Raw genomic sequence first — 21,552 nt, 5'->3', positions numbered from 1 at the left:
GTGGGAACGTAGTAAACAGACAGCGGCCTTCGGGCCGCTGTCTGCGTTTGGGCCGCCCGTGGGCTGTGGCATGCTCGGCGCATGAATCGACGCCTTCGCCTCACGCCGTGCACCGCGATGCTGGTGCTGCTGTCGGCCTGCCAGCCCGCCCCTGTGCCCCTCAGTGACGCGGCCATCGCGTTGCGCGATGCCGCGCCGGAAGACCTGTTCGTGGGCCGGCTGCAGAACGTGGACGTCGAACTGCTGGTGCAGCACTGCAAGGTCTTCCAGGTGACGCGCGGACCCGAACAGGCGGTCGCCCTCACCGAAGTGCTGGCACCGCCGCCCTACCCGTTTTTCACCGACTGCCAGCGGCAATCATTGCGCCACGAAGACGGCGCGGTGGTTGCGGTGCTGGGGCGCATGGCGTTCGGCGCGGGCGGGTGCTGCGCCACCGGCGGCACCTGGCGCACGCGCGACGGCCAGACGTGGGAGAAGATCAGCGAGCACACCATCCCGTAACGCAGGCGCAGGTACCCACCGTTGGTGGGTACACACATGCAGCGAAGGGGCAGCCACGCATGGCGTCCATCTCGCACTCAGGGCGTGGTGGCGGCCGGGCTGCCCGGGCTGGGCGCGAACTGCAGGCGCGTCCAAACACCGTAGTGGTCCGACGCCCAGCGCCCTTCGGCGTAAGGCTGGTCGAACAGGATCCGCGCCTCGCGCGCGAGCAGGCGGTCCTGCTGGAAGAAGATGTGGTCGATGCGCGACGGCGCTTCGTAGTAGTGCCGGTTGAGCGTGCTCACCTGGGCCAGCTCATTGTTGACGTGCACGCTGCCGAAGCTGTCGCCGTAGTGGTTGCGCAGTTCGCTCAGATCGCCCGCATCCACCAGCGCATTGAAGTCACCGGCGATCACCACCGGCGCCGTGCCCGAGGTGGTCGCAATGAATTTCAACAGGTCGGCCACCTGCTCGCCGCGGATGCGGCTGCCGCTGTCATCGGAACGCTCGTTCAGATGCGTGGCATAGACGTTGACCGGCTGACCGTCGACATCGATGCGCAGGTGCGCCACCGTGCGGTAGTCGCCCAGCGGTGCCAGCAGGTGGTCATTGCGCGCCAGCACCGGGCGCCGGGTCAGCAGCGCATTGCCATACCGCTTGAAGCGGCCGGGCGGGTCGGTGGAGACGAACTGGTAGTCGTAGCCGAGCTTGCGCGCCAGCCACGCGGCCTGGTTGCGCACGTGCGGTTTCTGGATCACTTCCTGCAGGGCAATCGCATCGGGGCGCAGCGCCTGCAGTTCGCGCAGGATCACCTTGCGCCGCGCAGGCCAGTCTTCGCGGTCGTGGTGCAGGTTGAAGGTGACCATGCTCATGCCCGGCGCAGCGCTCGTCGACGGCGCGGGTGCCGGGGTGACGACGGCGACGGGTTCGGCAGCCAGGGCGACGCCGGCCAGCAAGGCCGCCGATGCCAGCAGCCCGGCCATGCCACGGCGAAGCCACGCGCGATAACGATGCATGTCCATCACTGTGCCTTCCGCTCGGCGCGGCGCACCGACGACGGCACGTCGATCTCGACCCGCGCCGGCACCTGGGTGATGCGCAGCTCGCCGTTCACCCACTGCGCCGGTTCGCCGTTGACGCTGGTGTTACCCGGTTCGCCAGTGTAGGGCCACGGCAGGACCACCCCGCCCTGCGGCGGCACCAGGCCGGCCGACAGGTCCAGCACCAGCTGCTTGTCGCTGCGGCTGAGCGCGTAGCTCAGCTGGCCGTTCGGGGTGCGCAGGCCCTTGATCGCCACGCCCTTCCCTTCCAGCCATCGCGTCGGCACGCCGGCGGCCAGCACCAGGCTGTCGTCGACGTCACGGCTGTAGGCAAACATGTCCAGCGCCGAGCGCACGAAGTCCGAGGCAACCCAGGCATGCGGCAGGTCACCGACGAAGAACGGCTTGCGCGGCGTGTGCGAGACCACTTCGGCCCATTGGTTCCAGGCCTGCGGGGCACGGTCCTTGAAGAAGAACTCGGTGGCCTGCCAGGCGCGGTCGCGCCAGCCCAGGCGCACGAACGCGGCCACGTTGCGCCACTCGTACGGGGTGTAGTCCTTCCACTCGCGCTTGCCGTCGCGGCGTTCCTCGAACTGCGTCCAGTAACGCTCGAACGTGTTGTCCAGGTACGGCTGCGGCAGACGGCCCTGCTCGCCGCCCGGGGCCAGCGCGATGGTGGTGGAAGTAGCGTCGAAGTCGCCCAGCTCGGCCGCGCCGGGCAGGTAGTCGATCTTGTGCAGGGCCACGGCGGCCAGCAGCGAGGCCTGCAGGTCGTCACGGAACTGGTCGCGCGATTCGCTGATCTGCATGGCGTCCACCTTGCCCAGCGTGCTGGCGATGGTGGCCGCGTCCTTGTAGCCGCGCAGCGCCCAGAAGTTGTCCCAGTACGAATGCATCGGCTTGGCCGAATAGCCTTCGTGGCTGATCGAGACCGGCATCATCCCGTAGAAGGCCGGGTTGCGCGCGCGGTTCTCTTCGGTGCGCTCGCTCAGGCGCAGCTGTTCCATATAGGAGTAGGCGCCCTGCACGTGCGGCCACATCACCTCCAGGAAGGTGCTGTCGCCGGTGTAGCGCCAGTACTCGGCGATGTTGAAGATCAACTCGCCGTGGCTGTCGTTTTCCGGCACCGGATCGCTGCCGCGCGGATCGACGCAGCACGGCACCTTGCCGTTGTCGAACTGGTGCGGGGCATACCAGGTGACGTACTCGCGCACCGCGTCGCTGCGGCCCATGCGCAGCAGGCCTTCGGAAATCATCGCGCCGTCGCGGATCCAGCTGCGCGAGTACGAGCGCGTGCCCGGCTGGATGCTCGGGCCGATCCGCGAGATCAGCATGTGTGCCAGCGCGGTGCGCAGGGTGTCGGCCAGCGGCTTGCCGGCGGCGGGCACCTGCAGGGTCACCTGGTCCAGCTTGGTCCGCCACATCGAGGCCACGACCTGCTGGGCCTTGGCCGCATCGAAGTCCTTGGGCATCGTCCAGCTGCCGGTCTGCGGCAGCACGATGGCCACCTCGCGGCTCTGGCCCGGCTCCAGCCGCCAGCGGTACAGCAGCGCACCGCTGGCCAGCCCGGTCGGGTCGCGCACTTCGGTGGTGCCCGGCAGCTTGCCGCTGGCCAGGTGGACCACGTCCAGCTTGCCATCGAAGGTGGTGGCAAACGTGCTGTCCGGGGCCTGCGCCGGGTACAGGCGCGGGCTGCCGTTGACCTCCACGTCGGTGGCGTCCACCGACAGGTTGTCAATCCGGCTGACGCCGCCGACGGTGTTGAGGAACTGCGTGGGCGGGTTCACCTGCCACGGCCGCACAGCCAGCGCCAGGGTGTAGTCGTGGGCCACCTTGTCGGGGTTGCGCAGCGTGTAGCGCCCCACCAGCTGCGCCTTGTCCGGGGTGCCCTGCACGAACCCGGTGACCTTCAACGCGGCCTTGTCGTGGCGCCAGTCGACGCTGGCGATGGGCAGGTAATCGTCCTGCAGCGACTGGCTGCTGGCCACGTCGGCCCAGCTCAGCAGCTGCTTGCCGTCCACCTGCACGAACGGCTCCACGCTGAAGCTGGCCTTGGCCACTTCCAGCGCACCGTCCTCGCCGATCAACGCCTGTTCGCGGCCGCCGTCCAGGCCCAGCAGGGTCCAGTACGGCTGCTCGCCACTGAACCCGCGCGGCACCGAACCCCGCGGCAGGTCGGCGCCTACCGAACGCACGAAGTCGTTGGGGGTGGCCGCAAAATCGAGCGGCTTCAGGCTGATGTCACGGATGCCGTAGCGCCAGCTCGGACCGCCCTTGAGGTCGAAGCGCAGGTAACGCGCTTCGGTATCGGGCAGTGCCAGCCAGTCGCGGTCGCCGCCGCCGCCCACCACTTCGCGTACTTCCTTCCAGCTGCGTCCGTCCTGCGAGGTACGCACCACGTAGCGCGTGGCCTCCAGGCCCGGCAGCCACTGGATCACCGCACCGCCGAACTCGCGCACCTTGTGCAGGTCCAGGCTGATGGTCTGGTCGGCCACGCCGCCGCTGATCCATACCGTGTCCGGCTTGCCATCGGCAATGCGGCTCTGCAGTGCGGTGGCGGTATCGGCAATCACCGAGGGGGTCAGTGCCGAGGTATCCATCGGCGGCAGGCCCTGCAGGGTGAGGCGGTCAAAACAGACCGTGCCCTTGCCGCCGACCTTGCTGTAAATGGTGAACTCGACCGCGGCGCTGCGCGCCAGCGCGGGGTCCTTGCCCGGGCCCCAGGCCTTGTCGATCTGGCGCGCGCGGTACTGCACCGTGCTCCACGCCTTGGGGAAGGTGTAGCCGGGCCGGTTGACCCACCACACGTTGTCGCCGCTGGCGTCGATCAGCTTGAACTGCAGGTCGTTGGCCGGCGAGTCGCCGCGCAGCTGCAGGCCGAACTGGTAGTTGGCCGGGTACTCGATGCCCAGCTCGCGGCGGATGCCCACGTAACCGGACACATCGTGGAAGTCGTAGTCCACGCACAGCGCGCGCCCGCCGCCACTGCCGACCACGCTGCGCAGCGAGCCGCTGACCTGGTCGGACACGACCAGCTTCCAGGGCGTCATGTCGTCGAAACTGTCCAGCACCTTCGGTGCCGGCAACGGGGCCGGCGCGGCGGCCGGGGCCGCCAGCGACCACAACAGCCCAAGACCCAGACCCACCGCGACGACGGCATGTTTCACCCTTTGACACTCCCCAGCAGCAGACCTTGGATGTAGTAACGCTGCAATGCCAGGAACAGCAGCAGCACCGGAACCACCGTGACCACCGCGCCGGCCATCATCATTTCCACGTCCATGATGTGCTCGCGCGACAGGGTGGCCAGGGCGACCGGCAGAGTGTAGTGCTCCTGGTCGGTCAACACGATCAACGGCCACATGAAATCGTTCCAGGCGCCCATGAAGGTGAAGATCGACAGGGTGACCAGCACCGGCTTGAGCATCGGCAGCACGATCTGGAAGAAGATCCGCATCTCCCCTGCCCCGTCGATGCGCGCCGCTTCCAGCAGCTCATCGGGAATCGAGCGCGCGTACTGGCGCACCAGGAAGATGCCGAACACGCTGGCCAGCGCCGGCACGATCACCCCGCCGAAGCTGTTGACCAGGCCCAGCTGCTTCATCAGCAGGAACAGCGGCAGCATGGCCACCTGCGCTGGGATCACCAGCGCGGCCAGCAGTACCTGGAAGATGCGCTCGCGGCCGGCGAAACGCAGCTTGGCGAACGCATAGCCGGCCATGGTGTTGAGCAGCAGCGACCCCAGCGTGATCGCCAGCGACACGCCCAGGCTGTTGACGAAGTTGTTGCCCATGCCGGTGCGCGCGAACAGCTCGTGGTAGTTCGCGGTGGTCACCGAGGACGGCAGCAGCGGCGGCGGGAAATGCGCCGCCTCGCCGGTGGGCATGAACGACACCGACAGCATCCACAGCAGCGGCGCCAGGCTGACCAGCGCCAATACCGTCAAGCCACCGTTGACCCACCATGCATGCCAGCGCGACTGGCCGATTTCACGACTCATACCAACTGCCTCTTGCGGCCGAAACGCAGCATGACGCTGGTTACCGCCAGGATGATCAGGAACAGCAGGAACGCCACCGCGGAGGCGCGGCCCAGGTTCCACCACTTGAAGCCTTCTTCGAACATGAAGTACAGCACGCTGACGGTGCTCTGCAGTGGGTCGCCACGGGTCATCACGTAGGGTTCGGCGAACAGCTGGAAGTAGCCGGACACGGTAATCACGCCCACCACCAGCAGCACCGGGCCGAGCATGGGCAGGGTGATGTGCAGGAACTGCTTCCAGCGCGAGGCGCCGTCGATGCGCGCGGCCTCGTACAGGTCATGCGGGATCGCCTGCAGGCCGGCCAGGAAGATCACCATGTTGTAGCCGAAGTTCTTCCACACCGCGAACAGCATGATGGTCGGCATGGCCCAGTTGGGATCGCCCAGCCAGTCGATCGGATTGATCCCGATGTGGCCCAGCCCGTAGTTCACCAGGCCGTAGCTGGTGTGGAACAGGTAACGCCAGATCACCGCCACCGCCACCAGGGTGGTCACCACCGGGGCGAACAACGCGGTACGGAACAGCGCCTTGAAACGCGCCGCCGGGGCGTTGAGCAGGATCGCCGCACCCAGCGATACGCCGATCGACATCGGCACGCCCACGATCACAAAGTACGTGGTGTTCCACAGCGACTTCCAGAACATCGGGGTCTGCAGCAGGTCGATGTAGTTGCCCAGCCCGACAAAGCGCAGGTTGCCGCCGTCGGCCAGGGCGTACAGGTCGAAATCGGTGATGCTCAGGGCCAGCGCCGAGAACACCGGCAGGCCGAAGAACACGCCGATCACCAGGATGGCCGGGCCGGCGAACAGCCAGCCGGCAAGCGAACGTTGCTTCATTGCGCCGCTCCCGTGGCCACCGCACTGGAATGCACGCCCGAACCGGCGGCCTTCTCCTGCGCATCGCGCTCATGCATCCAACGGCGCTTGGCGAGGACCTTGTCCACGCGCTTGTCCAGTTCCTTCACTGCTACATCCTGATCAAGGCCACCACGCACCACCTGTTCGGTGATGATCCGCATTTCCTGCACGATACGTTCCCACTCCAGCACCTTGGGCGTGGGCTTGACGCGTTCCAGCTGGTCGCGGAACGGCTGCGCCAGCGGGTCGTTGGCCAGCGAGGGATATTCCCAGGTGCTGCGCCGCGGCGGCAGGTCGCCGATGATGGAATGGAAGCGCTCCTGGATCGCCGGGCGCGACAGGAACTCGATCAGCTTCCACGACGCTTCCTTCTGCTGCGAGGAGCGGAAGATCACCAGGCTGGTACCGCCGGCGATACCGGCGCCCGGGCCGTCCGGGCCCGGCAGTGCGGCGGTGCCCCACTTGCCTTCCAGTTCCTTGGGCTGCAGCTTCTTGAACTCACGGATGTTCCACGGGCCGGACAGGTAGAACACGTTGAAGCCGCGGAAGAACTCATCCCACACGTTGGAGATCTGGGTTTCGGACATGCGCGGCGCCCAGCCCTGGGCGAACATGTTTTCGTAGAATCCCAGGGTCTTGCGGAAGCCGGGGCTGCTGAAGTTGCCGCGGGTATCGGCATCGCGCAGCAGCGGGTCGGGCTGCTGCAACGCGAAGGACAGCTGCTGCTCGAATTCGTTGATCGGCATCAGCACCGCATAGCGCTTGGGGCCCTGCATCTTCTTGATGGCGGCCATCATCTCGTTCCACTCCGCCCAGGTACGCGGGGGGTGGTCGTAGCCGGCCTGGGCCAGCAGGTCCTTGCGGTAGTACAGCAGGCGCGTGTCCACGTACCACGGCACACCCACCAGCTCGTCATGCACCACGTTGGTGTCCCAGATGCCCTGGAAGTAGTCGGCCGGGTCCACCACCTTGGACTGCGCCACGTACGGCTGCAGCGGCACCAGGGTGTTCAGTTCGGCGAACTCGGGGATCCAGGTGTTGCCCAGCTGGCACACATCTGGCAGGCCGTCGGCGGCGAACGCAGTCAGCAGCTTTTCGTGCGCGGCCGTCCACGGAATGTTCTGCACATCGACGTGGATGCCCGGGTTTTCCGCCTCGAACTCCTTGATCAGGCCGGTGACCACTTCGGCCTCGCGGCCCATCGCCCAGAAACGTACCGTCACCCCTTCCGGCTCTTTCCGGCAGGCACTCAACAACAGGCTGCCAACCAGCAGCAACACCAGGCTCAACCCCCGCTTCGGGCGCGACATCGATTGCACTGCTCTACTTCCCCTGCTGCTGGTTGCGGTTGGTGGTGGCATTGTTCTTCTGTTCCTGGGCGGCCGCCGCACGCGATTCGGCAATGCCGACCGAGCGCGCCGACGCGGCCTTCTCGTCTTTCTGCAGCTCCATCGGCTGCTGTTCCCCTTCCGGGGTGAGCCATCCGCCACTGAAACCGGCGCGCTCCAGACCCTTGCGGATGTGCACGTTCTTCTTCATCACGTCCCAGACGAAATCGTTCCGGTAGTTGGCGATCATCGTCAGGATCGGCCCCTGGTCGATGCCGATGTAATCGCTGGCCACCCAGCCGCGATCGGGCACCAGCCGACCGGTCTTGATCGGGATGTCGTAGTTGAAGCTGGGGTTGAACGAATCCAGGAACCCGTAGCTGGAATAGATGTAGTCGCCGTAGCGCTTGTGCATCTCTTCGGTGGCCGGGATCACTTCTTCCGGGGCGAACACCACCGAGGCGATGGCTGCGGTCGGAGCGATTGTGCCGTCATCGAAGTTCTCGCGCAGGCCGGCGCCGCGCGAGGAGTAATGGCGGAACTGGCGCTGTTCGCCGCGGTATTCCTGGGTGGTGTTCTGCGGGCCATCGCTGGCAGTCAGGCCCCACACGTTCTCGCCATAGTCCTTCCAGTTCATCGGGTTGGCGATGGCGTACTCGCGCTGGGCCAGCGCGGCCGAGCGGCTGTTGAGGAAGTAGGTGCTGCCACGCTCGCGCATGTAGGCATCCTGGATGTCGCGGAAGTCCACCCACACATGCGTGTACTGGTGCCCGAACAGCGGGCCGAAGGACAGGTATTCCTGGCCCTGGTACACGCCCCAGTCGTTGTCGTAGGTGCGCGTCCAGACCGTCCACGCGTCCGGGCTGACCGGGTGGGTCGGCGAGCCGAGCGCGAGGATGTAGACCATCATCGCCTCGTTGTAGCCCATCCAGTCGTGGTCGATGAAGCCGCTTTCGGGGAACCAGCCCATCGAGATCAGCGGCGCACGCTGCTGCAGCCACGCCCAGTCCACGCGCTTGTAGAGCGTGTCGGCAATCTCGCGGATCTCTTTTTCGCGGGCGTCGTCACCGCTGTAGTACGACTGCGCGAACAGCACGCCCATCATCAGCAGCGCGGTATCCACGCTGGACAGTTCCACCCAGCTGTCGTAACGACGGCCCTGCTGCATGTCCAGGAAGTGGTAGTAGAAGCCCTTGTAGCCACCCTTGCCGGTGCGCTGCGGGCCCATCGGCAGGTCGCGGAAGAACTTCAGCGTGAGCAGGGTGCGGTCCACGGCCTGGGTACGGCTGACCCAGCCGTTCTCCACGCCGATCGGATAGGCGGTGAGCGCGTAGCCCACCGAGGCGATGCTGGCAAACGGGCGCGACGGGTAGCGGTCGGGGCTGAGGCCGTTGACCTCGTTGGTGGTATCCCAGAAGAACTGGAAGGTGCGGCGTTCGATGTCGTCGAACAGCGGCGGCAGCTCCGGCTTCATCGGGCGCGGCGGCACGTCGGCTTCAACCAGGATCACCGGCGGCTTCGGCTTTGCCGGTTTGTCCGGCGCCTGCTGCTGGCAACCGGCCATGGCCACGGACAGCAACGCCAGCGACACCACCCGAGATGCATTCATCGATCACCACCTTTTGCGCATGTTCGTGCTGGAGAGCATAGCCTCAACCAAGCTGAAATCGTTTACAGATCACGATCCAAAAAAATCCGCCGGGGCGGACCGTATGCGTACCGACCAACGGTCGGTACCTACCGCACACGCGCTTGCCCATCCGTGGACGGCAAGCGCCTGTACAGTCCCGCCGGCGGACCCAAGCCAACCGGCGGTGCTGCCCCGACACCGCCCAGAGGGCGGTGCCGGGTAACGCTGTCATCAGAAGCGGAAGCCGACTTCCGCCTTGACCTGGCGCGGCGTACCGATGATGTCGCCGGTCTCGTTGTAGCTGGCCTGCAGCTTGCCGTTGGTCTTGACGTAGTTGTAGTTGGAGAAGTTGTCGAAGTTGAACACGTTGATGATGTCGATGCGCGCGTACAGCTCGGTCTCGCCCGGCATCTTGAACGTCTTCGTCGCCTGCAGATCGACCGAACGGTAGCCGAAGATCTTGCCACCCAGCAGGAACTTGCCATTGGCGTTGGGCACCGCGGCCTGCGGGGTCGGCAGGTCGTAGCCACTGGCCTGCGGCACGCCGTACCAGTCATTGACGGCAGTCGGGGTGGCCAGGGTGACCTTGCCGCCGAAGGTGATGCCCCAGAAGCCCGCGTACGAACCGGTGACCACCAGGCGGTGGCGCGGCGCGCCGTTGGAACGGATGGTCGGGTAGTCGCCGATCAGGCCGCGGTCGAACGCGTACTTCTCATTGATGTCGCGGTTGTGGCGCGCGGTGGTCCAGGTGTAGGCGATCGAGGAACCCCAGCCGCTTTCCTGGGTGAACGGCTTCTGCGCCGACAGCAGGACCTGGGTAGCGCGGGTCTTGATGCCCTGCTGACCGATGATCAGGCTGCCGAAGCCCGGCACGTTGCAGCTCCAGGCCTGGCTCAGGCCCGGGTCGGTGCCACCGCACAGGCGCGGGTCATCGAAGAACTGGCCGGTCGGGTAACGGTTGCCCAGGGTGAAGGCAAAGCCGTCGTAGCTCAGCGTGCGGGCGATGGTGGCGTCGGTCAGCCAGTCACCGACCTGGTTGCTCATGCCCAGGCTGAACTGGTCGGAGTACGGCACCTTCAGGTTGTTGTTGAGCAGATCCACTTCCAGGCCGGCATTGCTGGTCGAACCGACCAGGGACTGCAGGTTGCCGATACCGTTGAGCAGGTTCGGGTTCCAGTCATAGCAGGCAGCCTGGCCGTTGAGGCAGCTGCCGGTGGCCGGGTTGCGGAAGTAGATGGTCGGCTGCGGCAGGGCCAGCTTGGTGGTTTCCAGCTGCAGGTTGTCGAACAGGTCGCGGTCATACGAACGACCGGCACCACCGTGGATCACGTGCTGCTCGTCGGCGTTGATGTCATACGAGAAGCCCAGGCGCGGCTGCCAGGCATCCTTGAACGCCTTGCGGTTGTGGCCGTTGCTGATGTAGTTGCTGATGTCCAGCCCGCCCAGCGCCAGCGTATCGGCGAAGGTCTGGCCAGCGGCAGCGCGCGGGTCCTGCGAGTAGATCGCATCGACCACGGCCTGCGGGGTCACGAAGTCCAGGTAGGCCGGGGTCTTTTCGTAGTCCCAGCGCAGGCCGATGTTCAGCTGCAGGTGGTCGTTGACCTGCCAGTCGTCCTGGATGAACAGGCCGATCTGCTTGGACTTCGAACGCACTTCGCCGGACACGCCCGTTACGCCGTTCACCGGCTTGACGAACTGCGCCTTGTACGGGATGTCGGACGGGAAGTCCGCATCGCCCAGCGAGTAGGTGAACTGCGGATTGATCTGCGCCGCATCGGAGGCGTACAGGTCGATCTGCTTGTACTTGGCGCCCATCTTGATGGTGTGGTCGCCCATCCACTGGATGCCATCCAGGGTCAGGTTGTCTTCAATCGCCCAGCCCTTCTGGCCCTTCACCTGCGAATCCAGTGCCGAGGCGCCACCGATCTTCACCAGGGTGCGGTCTTCGGTGCCGTCCGGCGCGGTGTAGGTGAAGCCGTTGCCCAAGGTCAGCGGGGTCGGGTTGTTGAAGGAATCTTCGTGGGTGAGCATCAGCTCGTTGTAGTAACGCTCACCGCTGTGGTTCCAGCGCAGCGCGTAACGACGGTCGGTGTTGACCACTTCACGGCCGGCTTCCGGCGCGGTCTGGCCACTGAACTGCTGCTGGGTCTCGTCGCGGTCCTGGAAGCTCAGTTCGATGCGATCGTTGTCGGTCGGCTCGAAGTCGATCTTGGCGAAGATCAGGTCCTGCTCGAACGGCTGGCTGGCCGGGCCGAGGCCGGCGGCGGCGTCTGCCGGCAGCAGGCCGACGCGGTTGGTGACCGAGCCTTCCGGCGCGATGGTGACCGGGAGGTCGAAGCGCTTGGCTTCGTAGGTCACGAAGAAGTGGGCCTTGTCCTGGATGATCGGGCCACCCAATGCAAACCCGTATTCCTTCTCGGCCGATGCTTCCTTGGTCTGGCCGTACTGACGCTCGGCCGGGGTCTTGGCGCGCATGTCTTCGTTGGTGTAACGGTAGAAGGTTTCACCCTTGAACTCGTTGGTACCGGACTTGGTCGCCGCGGTCACGGCCGCGCTCGACACCTGGCCGTACTCGGCCTTGTAGTTGCCGCTGATGACCTTGTATTCGCCGATGGCCAGCTGCGGGAACGGGTTGCCGGCGCTGCCGGACTGGCCGGCCACGCCGCCGCCCTTGACGTAGCTCTTCTGGCCCACGCCGTCGATATAGACGTTGGTGCCGTCGGCATTGGTGGCACCGCCGCGCAGCGAGGTGTTGCCCTTGGCATCACGGGTGAAGATCATGCCCGGCACCGCGTCGGCGAACTCCAGGAAGTTGCGCGACACCTGCGGGGTGGTCTGGATCTGCTGCAGGCTGACGGTCTTGCCCACTTCGGAGGTACGCACTTCCTGCAGCAGGGTCGGTGCAATGACGTTGACGGTGTCCAGGTTGGTGGCGTTGGCAGTGCCGCCGTTGGCCGGCGCGCCGCTGAAGTTCAGCGTCGCGGTCGAAGCCACGGTCACCGTCACCTTCTGCGTCTGGCCGTTGGCCACCACGTCATAGGTGCCCGGGTCCAGGCCCATCAGCGAGTAGCTGCCGTCGGCGCGGGTGGTGGCACGGCGAACGGTGCCACTGGCCAGGTTGGTGGCGGTCACTTCGGTGCCGGCCTCGGCCTGGGCAACCTGGCCGCGAAGCGAGGAGGTGGCCGACTGCGCCATCAGGGACGGTGCAGCGCCCAGCATCAGGCAGGTAACCAGTGCACTGGTCAGCAGACTGCGCGCCGGTGCTCGGTTGCGGTGATTGGAATACGTCATGTAAATCTCCGGGTGGTGGTGGCCGTCTTTGCGGCCCCTGTCGTTTTTTTTAAAGCGTGGTTTGAATGCATCACGACCAACGGTCGTGATTTACAGCAAAGGCGTCACGACCAACGGTCGTGACCTACACGAATCACGCACGATCAGACGCGGCACAAGCGTCTGCTTGTCACCGGCCACTTCCGTGTTGTTGCCGTCCATCAACTGCAACAGACGCGTCATCGCCTTATCGCCGAGGTCGGCGATACTCACCTGCATCGTCGTCAACGACGGGTGAACGAAACGCGCCAGCGGAATGTCATCGAAGCCCGCCAGGGCGACATCGGCTGGAACCCGCACGCCTGCCTGCGCGAACGCATACAGGCACCCCAGCGCCATCATGTCGTTGGCGGCGAACACCGCATCGGGCAGCGCGCCGGCTGCCAGCAACTCCTGTCCAGCGCGATGGCCGGAGGCTTCGTCAAAGTCACCGGGCAACTCGATGCCCACCGCGTCGGTACCGAACGCGGCCAGCGCGTCGCGGAAACCGCGCAGGCGCTCACGCGCATCGAAGTTGAGGTCCGGGCCGGAAATGAACGCGATGCGGCGGTGGCCGACACCGAGCAGATGGCGGGTCATGGCCATCGCGCCGGCATGGTCATCGATGCTGAGCACCGGATGATCCTGCTCGGGCAGGTAGGTATTGATCAGGACCGTGGGCAGCGCCTGCGGCAGGTTGTCGGTGAGGAAGCCGGGGCTTTCCGCATACGGCGACAACACCAGCAGACCGTCCACTCGACCGCGCATGGCACGCAGGGCCGCGCCCTGCTGCTCCTGGTCACCGTGGTAGCTGGACACCAGCAGGTGCTGGCGGCGCTCACGGGCGACCCCGTCGATGCCGCGCATCAACTCGGAGAAGAATTCACCGTACAGGTCCGGCAGCACCACACCGATGGTGTTGGTGCGCCGGCTGCTTAGGCTCCGCGCGGCGGCATGGGGGGTGTAGCGCAGACGCGCAGCGACCTCCAGCACCAGCTTGCGGACCGGTTCGGCGACATTTTCATGTCCATTGAGCGCACGCGACACCGTGGCCACGGAGACCCGGGCTTCGCGGGCTACATCTTTGATTGTGATGGCTGCCTTGTTCACTTCGCCGCCCTCCACGGCTTAGAGATCTGGGGCTTGGCGCGGAATGTAAGCGTTTTCAATCCTGAATGTAAACACTACGTTAGGCAAATGTCGTCCGCCGGTAACATGAAAGTGTCTTCAGGGGCCCTGTCCTGGACTGGCCAGGACAAGGCAGGACAAGGCTTTCAGCCGTTTTTGGCTGGTGCTTCAGCGCGGATGGACAGCGCGTGGATATCGGTGTCCATCAGGGTGCCCAGGGCGGCATAGACGGCCCGGTGGCGCGCAAGTGGCAGCTTGCCTTCGAAGGCGGCGCTGACAATGTGCACATTGAAGTGGCCGCGCCCATCGCGCGCGCCCTCATGGCCGGCATGGCGGTGGCTGTCGTCCTCCACCTCCAGCAACTGCGGGTCCAGGGCCTGCTGCAGGGCCGCCCGGATCTGCTCGACCCGGGTCACGGCAGGACCTTGCGGAACGGGCGCACCTGCACGCGTGTATAGACGCCGGCGTCCACGTAGGGGTCGGCGTCGGCCCAGGCCTGGGCCTGCTCCAGCGCGTCGAACTGGGCGATCACCACGCTGCCACTGAACCCGGCCGGGCCCGGGTCTTCGCTGTCGATCGCCGGGCACGGCCCGGCCAGCAGCAGCCGGCCTTCATCGCGCAGGGCGGTCAAACGGGCCAGATGCGCGCCGCGCACTGCCATCCGGGCCGCCAGTACGTCGGCACCGTCATAGCCTTCAATCACATACCACACAGGCAACTCCCAAGGCTCAGCTAAACGAACGGGACGATTCTAGCCCGGCTCGCTGGACACTGCCGGGCTGAACCCGTACTCTTGGCTCCATTGCACGTGGCTGGACGCAGCAGCCCCGCCGGTAGACGGCTTCACCGCCGCCCGACGATCGACCCGCTGCCCCACACCAGTACACGTAGACGACCTCCCCGTAGTTCTGTCGCTGCCCGTCGCGGCGCGCCTTGCTGTTTGAAGTGTGGAACCGCGCCGACCCAGGCGTGTCATGGCTTGCCATCCTGCCGCCGGGCGTTCCGGAACGGCTGAGGGTGCGGCGACCGGTCCGTTGCAATACTGACATCACTCTTGATGACCTCCGAACTCGCGCTCGACGCGAACCCGCAAACCCGGCCGACCGCCCCACAGCAGCAGGAAATGCCGCTGGCCGTGGTGCATGGTCAACCGGTCCTGCAGATTCCGCAGGATCTGTACATTCCGCCGGACGCGCTGGAAGTCATCCTGGATGCCTTCGAAGGCCCGCTGGACCTGCTGCTGTACCTGATCCGCCGGCAGAACCTGGACATCCTGGACATCCCGGTGGCCGAGATCACCCGCCAGTACGTCGAGTACATCAACGTCATGCAGGAGCTGCGCTTCGAACTGGCGGCCGAGTACCTGGTGATGGCGGCGATCCTGGCCGAAGTGAAGTCGCGGATGCTGCTGCCGCGACCGCCCAGCATCGAGGGCGAGGAAGCCGACCCGCGCGCCGAGCTGGTGCGCCGGCTGCAGGAGTACGAACGTTTCAAGCAGGCTGCCGAAGATATCGACGCCCTGCCCCGGCAGGACCGCGACACCACCCCGGTACATGCCTTCGTGCCCGACCGCGCCGCAGTGAAGCTGCCGCCGCCGGTGGACCTGAAGGAAATGCTGATGGCGCTGCACGACGTGCTCAAGCGCGCCGAGCTGTTCACCGGCCACGCGATCAAGCGCGAGGCCCTGAGCGTGCGCCAGCGCATGGGCGACGTGCTGGGGCGGCTGGAAGACGGCCGGTTCTACCGGTTTGAATCGCTGTTCACCGCCGAAGAAGGCAAGCTGGGCGTACTGGTGACGTTCCTGGCCTTGCTGGAACTGGCCAAGGAACAGCTGCTGGACATCGTCCAGGAAGCACCGCTGGCGCCGATCTATGTCAAATCCCTGGCTGCCGGCAACACCAACGAACCGCTGCAGTTCAATAGCGAGTTCGACGACGCCGACGCCGCCAACGCATCCGACTGAGCACCCGACCCACGCATGGATCAATCGCTGATCAACCGTATTGTCGAAGGGGCGCTGCTGGCCTCCAGCCAGCCGCTGACCCTGGCGCAGCTGCAGGGCCTGTTCCCGGAAGAGGAACCGGCGCCGCCGGGCAGCATCGAGCGCGCACTGGAACTGCTGCGCGACGGCTGCGCCCAGCGCGGCGTGGAACTGGTGGAGGTGGCCTCCGGCTTCCGCTTCCAGGTCACCAATGAAGTGCACGGCTACATCACCCGGCTGTGGACCGAACGCAAGACCCGCTACACCCGCGCCACCCTGGAAACCCTGGCGTTGATCGCCTACCGCCAGCCGATCACCCGCGGCGAAATTGAGCAGGTGCGTGGCGTGGCGGTCAGCAGCAACATCATCCAGGCGCTGGAAGAACGCGAGTGGATCCGCGTGATCGGCCACCGCGACGTACCCGGCAAGCCGGCCCTGTTCGGCACCACCAAGGGCTTCCTGGACTACTTCGGGCTCAAGCGCCTGGACGAACTGCCGCCGCTGTCCGAGCTGCGCGACCTGGGCGAACTGGAGCCGCAGCTGCCGCTGGACCGCGATGGCCAGCCGGCCGGTCGCCTGGCCGCCGGCGCCGCCACCCCCGACGCCGAGCTGGACGGGGACGCGGCAAACGACGACACCCCGCCACTGGCAGGTGACGACGAATCGCAGGACAATTCACCCGATGGCGGGCACGCGCCCACCACCGATACCGTTGCAGACACCGAATCCAAAGCGCCGTTGCCGCCCCGCGACGACGACGCTGGAATGACCGCCCCTGATGGCGAACCCGATACCGCGCCGGGCGAGCGCGCGGCGCCCCAGAACGAAACCGAAAACAACGCCGTCGCGAAGACGACCGTGGCTGTTGACGAAGCCGATCCCGAACCAGAGGCCGACGCACCCGTTGCCGGCCGGAGCCAAGTAAATGAGTGACACCCCCCGCAAGCCGTCTTTGAACAAGCTTTCGCTCAAGCGCGAAACCGCCACCGACCAGCCCAAGCTGGAAGAACGCCTGCACAAGGTGCTGGCCCAGGCCGGCCTCGGTTCGCGCCGCGCGCTGGAACAGCGCATCGCCGATGGCCTGGTCAAGGTCAACGGTGAAGTCGCGCAGACCGGCCAGTCGATCAAGAGCGGCGACAAGGTCGAGCTGGACGGCCGCGGCTTCGTAGCCACGGCGCTGACCGAAACCTCGCGCGTGCTGGCCTACAACAAGCCGGAAGGCGAAGTAACCACCCGCGAAGATCCCGAAGGTCGCCCGACCGTGTTCGAAGCGCTGCCTGCCCTCAAGGGCGCGCGCTGGATCGCGATCGGCCGCTTGGACATCAACACCACCGGCCTGCTGCTGGCGACCACCGACGGTGAGCTGGCCAACGCGATGATGCACCCCTCCTACGAGGTCGAACGCGAGTACGTGGTGCGCGTGCGCGCCCCGGAAGGCGAAGAGAAGGTGCCCGACAACATCGTCGACCGCCTCGCCCGTGGCGTGGCGCTGGAAGACGGCCCGGCCAAGTTCGACGAGATCGAACGCATCGGCGGCACCGATTCGCACGACTGGTTCCGCGTGGTCGTCAAGGAAGGCCGCAACCGCGAAGTGCGCCGCCTGTGGGAATCCCAGGGCTGCCAGGTCAGCCGCCTGAAGCGTACCCGCTACGGCAAGGTCAGCCTGCCGCGCGAACTGCTGCGTGGCCAGTCGGTCGAACTGCCGGCCAAGCAGGTTGAAGCGCTGCGCGCCGAACTGAAGCTGGAAGAAGGTGCGCCGTCGGCGCTGACCCTGCAGCCGGTGATCGGCCAGCGTCGCGCCGCCAAGACCACCGTGCGCGTGTCGCGCGAGGGTGGCCGTGGCAATGCCTATGTCAACGGCCACAACTCGGCCGACGAAGGCCGCGAACTGCGTCGTTTCGACAACGTGCGCGAAGAGCGCGGCCGTGGTCGCGGCGGCAAGGGCGGCGGCTTCAAGGGTGGCCTGACGGTCAGCGGTGAAGCGGCGGCCAAGCAGTCGCAGCGTCCGTTCAAGGCGCGCCCGGACAAGGGCAACCGCGCGCTGCCCGAAGGCAACCCGGCCGCGTTCCGCAGCTGGTACGTGCCGGACGGTGTCAGCACCGGCCCGAGCAACCACCGCAATGCCGGTCCGGGCGCAGCCCGTGGCCCGGGTGCGCGTGGTCCGGGTGCCGGCGCAGGCGCCGGTGGCCAGGGCCGTCCGTACGGCAAGCCGAAGGGTCCGGGCGGCGCAGGCGGCCCGGGTCGCGGCAGCTACGGCGGGGGCGCTGAAGGCCGTGGCGGCTACGCCGGCGGTGGCGGTGGTTACGGCGGCGAGAACCGCGGTGGCGAAAGCCGTGGCGGCTACGGTGGCCAGGGCCGTCCGGCCGGTGCCGGTGGTAACCGCGGTGGCCAGAGCGGCCAGGGTCCGTCGCGTCATCCGTACGGCCATCCGGGCAATGCCCCGAGCTTCCCGTCCGACCACGCCAATCCGGGCAGCAGCCCGTACGGCAGCGCGCGTCCGGCGGGTAACCGCGGTCCGGGTGGTCCGGGTGGCAATCGTGGTCCGGGCGGTCCCGGTGCGCGTGGTCCCGGCGCCAATGCGCGCGGCCCCGGTGGTCCGGGCGGCAATCGCGGTCCGGGTGGCCCGGGTGGCAACCGTGGCCCGGGCGGTCCCGGTGGCCGTGGTCCCGGCGGCCCGGGCGGTCGGCCCGGCGGCAGCCGCGGTCCGGGCGGCGGCGGTCACCGTGGTGGCGGCCCGCGTGGCGGCTGATCACTGATACCCTGAGATCAAAAAACCCCGGCTTCGGCCGGGGTTTTTTTTTGTTCTTCTCCCATCTGAGGGAAGCGTCTAGTTGCAATGGCCGTCGCAGAGTGAGCACGACGGGACGCGGGTCGCCGGATGTGCAGACGCCGCGACTGGCGTCTCCGATCAGGGCGGTCGCGAGCGTGAGGGCCCCGTAGCAGCCGGTAGGCCCCTGGCGCAAATGTCCCCCGGCCGCTGGGCGGCCTCCTCCTTTATTTTGCCCAGGAGCCTACCGGCTGCTACGGGGCTCGGCTCGCGGTACAAGTTGGGGAAGCCACGCTTTTTCCTGGCTGTCGGTGGGCCGGGCGCTGCGCCTGAAAAGCGTCAAGGCACGTTTCTGCCTGCCCCGCAGATGGGCGAAGAACCTTTTTTATGGCCTGGCTGCGCGTTGTGCCGGCTGCGGCAGCCACCCATGGGGTGGCTCTACCGTCAGCGGCGCTCGATGGTGAACTTGCCCAGGCCCACGCCCAGGTCCCAGCCCTTGCCGGTACCGGCCAGCGCCAGCGACACATCGCCCTTGGTCATGACCTGCGCATTGCTGGATTTGTCGGCGCCCGCATGGGCTTCCACCGAGGCGTAGGAGCCGATCAGGTCGTTGACCGAATAGGCGCCGGAGAACTTGCCCTTGCCATCGACGATCTTGGACTTGCCCACGGTCAGCCCGCCCCCCTTGACGGTGATCTTCACCGGGATGCGCGCGCCGTTGTCGCAGCTGATGGTGCCGGTGCCCGATGCGGTCTTGTACAGCACCGACCAGCCGGCCAGGTTGTAGTGCAGCTCGCAGTCGATGTTGCCGGCTGCCTGGGCGGCCGAGGCCGTCGACAGGCCGGCCAGCGCGATCAAAACCAGGGAAAACTTCTTCATGCGATCCGCTCGTGCTCAGTTGGTGACGAGGCGAATCTAGCAGTGGCCGCGTGTGACCCGGATGAGGCCACGCGCCGCCGTCAGGCCATCGTTCAGCCAGCGTCGACCGGGCCGTCCAGGGTGAACGCATCGGCATCGAGCATCGCCGGGAAGCGTGCGCGGTGCGCGGCCAGTGCCGCCGCCGAAATGGTGGTGGTGACCACCTGCTCGACCTCGCGCACTTCCACCTGCGGCTGGCCGAGGAAGTCGATCACCGCGCTGTCGCCGGCATAGTGCAGGTCGTTGCCATCCACGCCCACCCGGTTGACCGCGGCCACGAAGCACAGGTTTTCGATCGCGCGTGCCCGCAGCAAGGTGCGCCACGGATACGCGCGTGCCGACGGCCAGTTGGCCACGAAGATCTGCAGGTCGAAGTCCAGCTCGCCCGGGCGCTCCACATCGAAGCGGTTGCGGCAGAACACCGGGAAACGCAGGTCGTAGCAGACCTGCGGATTGATCCGCCAGCCCTTCCATTCCACGCTCAGGCGCTCGTTGCCGGCCGCGTAGCGCAGGTGCTCGTTGCCGTAACGGAACAGATGGCGCTTGTCGTAATGCTGCAGCTCGCCGTCGGGCGTGGCCCACAGCAAACGGTTGTACACGCCCTGCCCCACCCGCAGCTGCACGCTACCGGTGACCGCCGCGCCCAGCCGCACGGCCTGCTCGCGGATCCAGGCCACGGTCGGGCCGTCCATGCCTTCGGCCTTGTCGATGGCCTCGTTGGAGAAGCCACTGGTGAAGGTTTCCGGCAGGATCACCAGGTCGGTCTGCCCGGCCAGCGGGGCCAGCAGCGCACCGTAGTACGCGCGGTTGCCCGCAGGGTCGTGCCAGCGGGTATCGCCCTGGACCAGGGAGACGCGCAGGTCACCACGTTCGACGGGGGCGCCCATCACAGCACCTGCAGGCGTTCGATCGCCGCATCCAGCGTGGCGTCGTTCTTGGCAAAGCACAGCCGCACCAGGCGCTGCCCGGCCGGCGCGGTTTCATAGAACGGCGACAGCGGGATGGCGGCCACGCCCTTTTCGATGGTCAGCCACTTCACGAATTCGTGGTCGGGCAGATCGCTGATGGCCGAGTAATCCACCAGCTGGAAGTAACCGCCCGGCACCGGCAGCGGGGTCAGGCGGGTGGTCAGCAGCTGGTCGCGGAAGCGGTCGCGCTTGGCCTGGTAGAACGCGCCCAGTTCCAGGTGGTGTTCGGGCTCGTCACGGATCATCGCGGCAAAGCCGTACTGGGCCGGGCCGAAGCTGGTGAAGGTGTTGTACTGGTGGACCTTGCGGAACTCGGCGCTCATCGCCGGCGGTGCGATCGCATAGCCGATCTTCCAGCCGGTGCAGTGGTAGGTCTTGCCGAAGCTGGAGATCACGAACGCGCGTTCGCGCAGTTCCGGGTAGCGCAGCGCCGATTCGTGGCGGCGGCCGTCGTAGATGATGTGCTCGTACACCTCATCGGAAATCAGGTAAATGCTGGTGCCGCGCAGCACATCGGCCAGCGCCTGCATGTCGTCGGCACTCAGCATCGCACCGGACGGATTGTGCGGGGTGTTGACCATCAGCAGGCGGGTGCGCGGGGTGATCGCCGCACGCACGCGGTCCCAATCCACCGCGAAGGTCTGCGGGTCCAGCGGCACGTGCACCGCGCGCGCGCCGGCCAGGTCGATGGCCGGCTCGTAGCAGTCGTAGGCCGGGTCCAGCACGATCACTTCCTCGCCCGGGCGCACCACGGCGTGGATGGCGTTGAAGATCGCCTCGGTGGCGCCGCTGGTGACGGTAATTTCCGTGTCCGGGTCCACCTGCGCGCCGTACAGATCCAGCGATTTCTGCGCGATGGCCTGGCGCAGCGGCGCCACCCCGGTCATCGGCGGGTACTGGTTCAAGCCGCCCTGCATGGCCTTGATGGTTTCATCCACCAGGCGCTGCGGCGCGGAGAAATCCGGAAACCCCTGCCCCAGGTTCACGGCGCCATGCTCGGCAGCCAGCTGGGACATCACGGTGAAAATGGTGGTGCCCACCTTGGGCAGCTTGGTTTGCGGTTGCATCGGCCGGAAAGAAGAAAAGGGGGAAAGGCCAGTGTAC

17 protein-coding genes are annotated in these 21,552 nt (G+C 66.6%); 4 read left to right on the top strand and 13 right to left on the bottom strand.

The window, feature by feature from the left end; genetic code table 11:
• Positions 1 to 81: 81 nt before the first annotated feature.
• A complete protein-coding gene (locus AC1DCJ_RS11770) occupies positions 82 to 501 on the top strand; it encodes a hypothetical protein (RefSeq protein WP_478071019.1) in 420 nt (139 codons plus the stop codon).
• Between the two features lie 77 nt (positions 502 to 578).
• Here AC1DCJ_RS11770 and AC1DCJ_RS11765 read toward each other — a convergent pair whose 3' ends face one another.
• From AC1DCJ_RS11765 to AC1DCJ_RS11720, 10 genes are all read right to left on the bottom strand, one after another.
• Positions 579 to 1,496 carry an endonuclease/exonuclease/phosphatase family protein gene (locus AC1DCJ_RS11765; protein ID WP_478071058.1) on the bottom strand — a complete coding sequence of 306 codons (918 nt, stop codon included), beginning with the start codon at positions 1,494 to 1,496 and terminating at the stop codon, positions 579 to 581.
• Positions 1,497 to 1,501: 5 nt separating this feature from the next.
• The gene (locus AC1DCJ_RS11760) at positions 1,502 to 4,636 is read right to left on the bottom strand and encodes a discoidin domain-containing protein (protein ID WP_478071057.1); all 3,135 of its coding nucleotides are present in this window, start codon (positions 4,634 to 4,636) and stop codon (positions 1,502 to 1,504) included.
• Positions 4,637 to 4,683: 47 nt separating this feature from the next.
• On the bottom strand, positions 4,684 to 5,520 hold the full coding sequence (locus AC1DCJ_RS11755) for a carbohydrate ABC transporter permease (RefSeq protein WP_038687499.1): 837 nt from the start codon (positions 5,518 to 5,520) through the stop codon (positions 4,684 to 4,686).
• Positions 5,517 to 6,398, bottom strand: coding sequence for a carbohydrate ABC transporter permease (locus tag AC1DCJ_RS11750; RefSeq protein WP_038687498.1), 882 nt, complete (start codon positions 6,396 to 6,398; stop codon positions 5,517 to 5,519). The genes AC1DCJ_RS11755 and AC1DCJ_RS11750 overlap by 4 nt, the downstream gene beginning before the upstream one ends.
• Positions 6,395 to 7,708 carry a sugar ABC transporter substrate-binding protein gene (locus tag AC1DCJ_RS11745; protein ID WP_241658956.1) on the bottom strand — a complete coding sequence of 438 codons (1,314 nt, stop codon included), beginning with the start codon at positions 7,706 to 7,708 and terminating at the stop codon, positions 6,395 to 6,397. Before AC1DCJ_RS11745 ends, AC1DCJ_RS11750 begins: the two co-directional genes overlap by 4 nt.
• A 34-nt stretch (positions 7,709 to 7,742) precedes the next feature.
• Positions 7,743 to 9,356, bottom strand: a complete 1,614-nt coding sequence (locus tag AC1DCJ_RS11740) for a glucoamylase family protein (protein WP_141059228.1) — start codon at positions 9,354 to 9,356, stop codon at positions 7,743 to 7,745.
• A 252-nt stretch (positions 9,357 to 9,608) separates the two neighbouring features.
• On the bottom strand, positions 9,609 to 12,668 hold the full coding sequence (locus tag AC1DCJ_RS11735; RefSeq protein ID WP_038687494.1) for a TonB-dependent receptor domain-containing protein: 3,060 nt from the start codon (positions 12,666 to 12,668) through the stop codon (positions 9,609 to 9,611).
• Positions 12,669 to 12,758: 90 nt separating this feature from the next.
• Complete coding sequence (locus AC1DCJ_RS11730) at positions 12,759 to 13,811, bottom strand: LacI family DNA-binding transcriptional regulator (protein ID WP_137189912.1); 1,053 nt, start codon at positions 13,809 to 13,811, stop codon at positions 12,759 to 12,761.
• A gap of 149 nt (positions 13,812 to 13,960) precedes the next feature.
• Positions 13,961 to 14,230 (bottom strand): BolA family protein, encoded by a 270-nt coding sequence (locus AC1DCJ_RS11725; RefSeq protein ID WP_038687490.1) that lies wholly within the window; start codon positions 14,228 to 14,230, stop codon positions 13,961 to 13,963.
• A complete protein-coding gene (locus AC1DCJ_RS11720; RefSeq protein ID WP_137190094.1) occupies positions 14,227 to 14,526 on the bottom strand; it encodes a YciI family protein in 300 nt (99 codons plus the stop codon). The genes AC1DCJ_RS11725 and AC1DCJ_RS11720 overlap by 4 nt, the downstream gene beginning before the upstream one ends.
• A 345-nt stretch (positions 14,527 to 14,871) precedes the next feature.
• On the opposite strand from AC1DCJ_RS11720, the gene AC1DCJ_RS11715 reads away from it, so the two are divergent.
• The 3 genes from AC1DCJ_RS11715 to AC1DCJ_RS11705 are packed head-to-tail and all read left to right on the top strand — an operon-like array spanning position 14,872 to position 18,544.
• Positions 14,872 to 15,777 (top strand): segregation and condensation protein A, encoded by a 906-nt coding sequence (locus tag AC1DCJ_RS11715; RefSeq protein ID WP_137189913.1) that lies wholly within the window; start codon positions 14,872 to 14,874, stop codon positions 15,775 to 15,777.
• A 15-nt stretch (positions 15,778 to 15,792) separates the two neighbouring features.
• Positions 15,793 to 16,728: an SMC-Scp complex subunit ScpB gene (gene scpB, locus AC1DCJ_RS11710; protein WP_038687483.1), complete on the top strand. Its 936-nt coding sequence runs from the start codon at positions 15,793 to 15,795 to the stop codon at positions 16,726 to 16,728.
• Positions 16,721 to 18,544 carry a pseudouridine synthase gene (locus AC1DCJ_RS11705; protein ID WP_478071018.1) on the top strand — a complete coding sequence of 608 codons (1,824 nt, stop codon included), beginning with the start codon at positions 16,721 to 16,723 and terminating at the stop codon, positions 18,542 to 18,544. The genes scpB and AC1DCJ_RS11705 overlap by 8 nt, the downstream gene beginning before the upstream one ends.
• 462 nt (positions 18,545 to 19,006) lie before the next feature.
• Here AC1DCJ_RS11705 and AC1DCJ_RS11700 read toward each other — a convergent pair whose 3' ends face one another.
• From AC1DCJ_RS11700 to AC1DCJ_RS11690, 3 genes are all read right to left on the bottom strand, one after another.
• Positions 19,007 to 19,441, bottom strand: a complete 435-nt coding sequence (locus AC1DCJ_RS11700; RefSeq protein ID WP_038687479.1) for a hypothetical protein — start codon at positions 19,439 to 19,441, stop codon at positions 19,007 to 19,009.
• 92 nt (positions 19,442 to 19,533) lie between these two features.
• Positions 19,534 to 20,367 (bottom strand): amidohydrolase, encoded by an 834-nt coding sequence (locus AC1DCJ_RS11695; RefSeq protein ID WP_313245656.1) that lies wholly within the window; start codon positions 20,365 to 20,367, stop codon positions 19,534 to 19,536.
• Complete coding sequence (locus AC1DCJ_RS11690) at positions 20,367 to 21,515, bottom strand: pyridoxal phosphate-dependent aminotransferase (RefSeq protein WP_447594701.1); 1,149 nt, start codon at positions 21,513 to 21,515, stop codon at positions 20,367 to 20,369. The genes AC1DCJ_RS11695 and AC1DCJ_RS11690 overlap by 1 nt, the downstream gene beginning before the upstream one ends.
• Positions 21,516 to 21,552 lie beyond the last annotated feature (37 nt).

Source organism: Stenotrophomonas sp. 10N36 (assembly GCF_056395005.1).
This window is presented reverse-complemented; position numbering and strand designations above follow the sequence as displayed.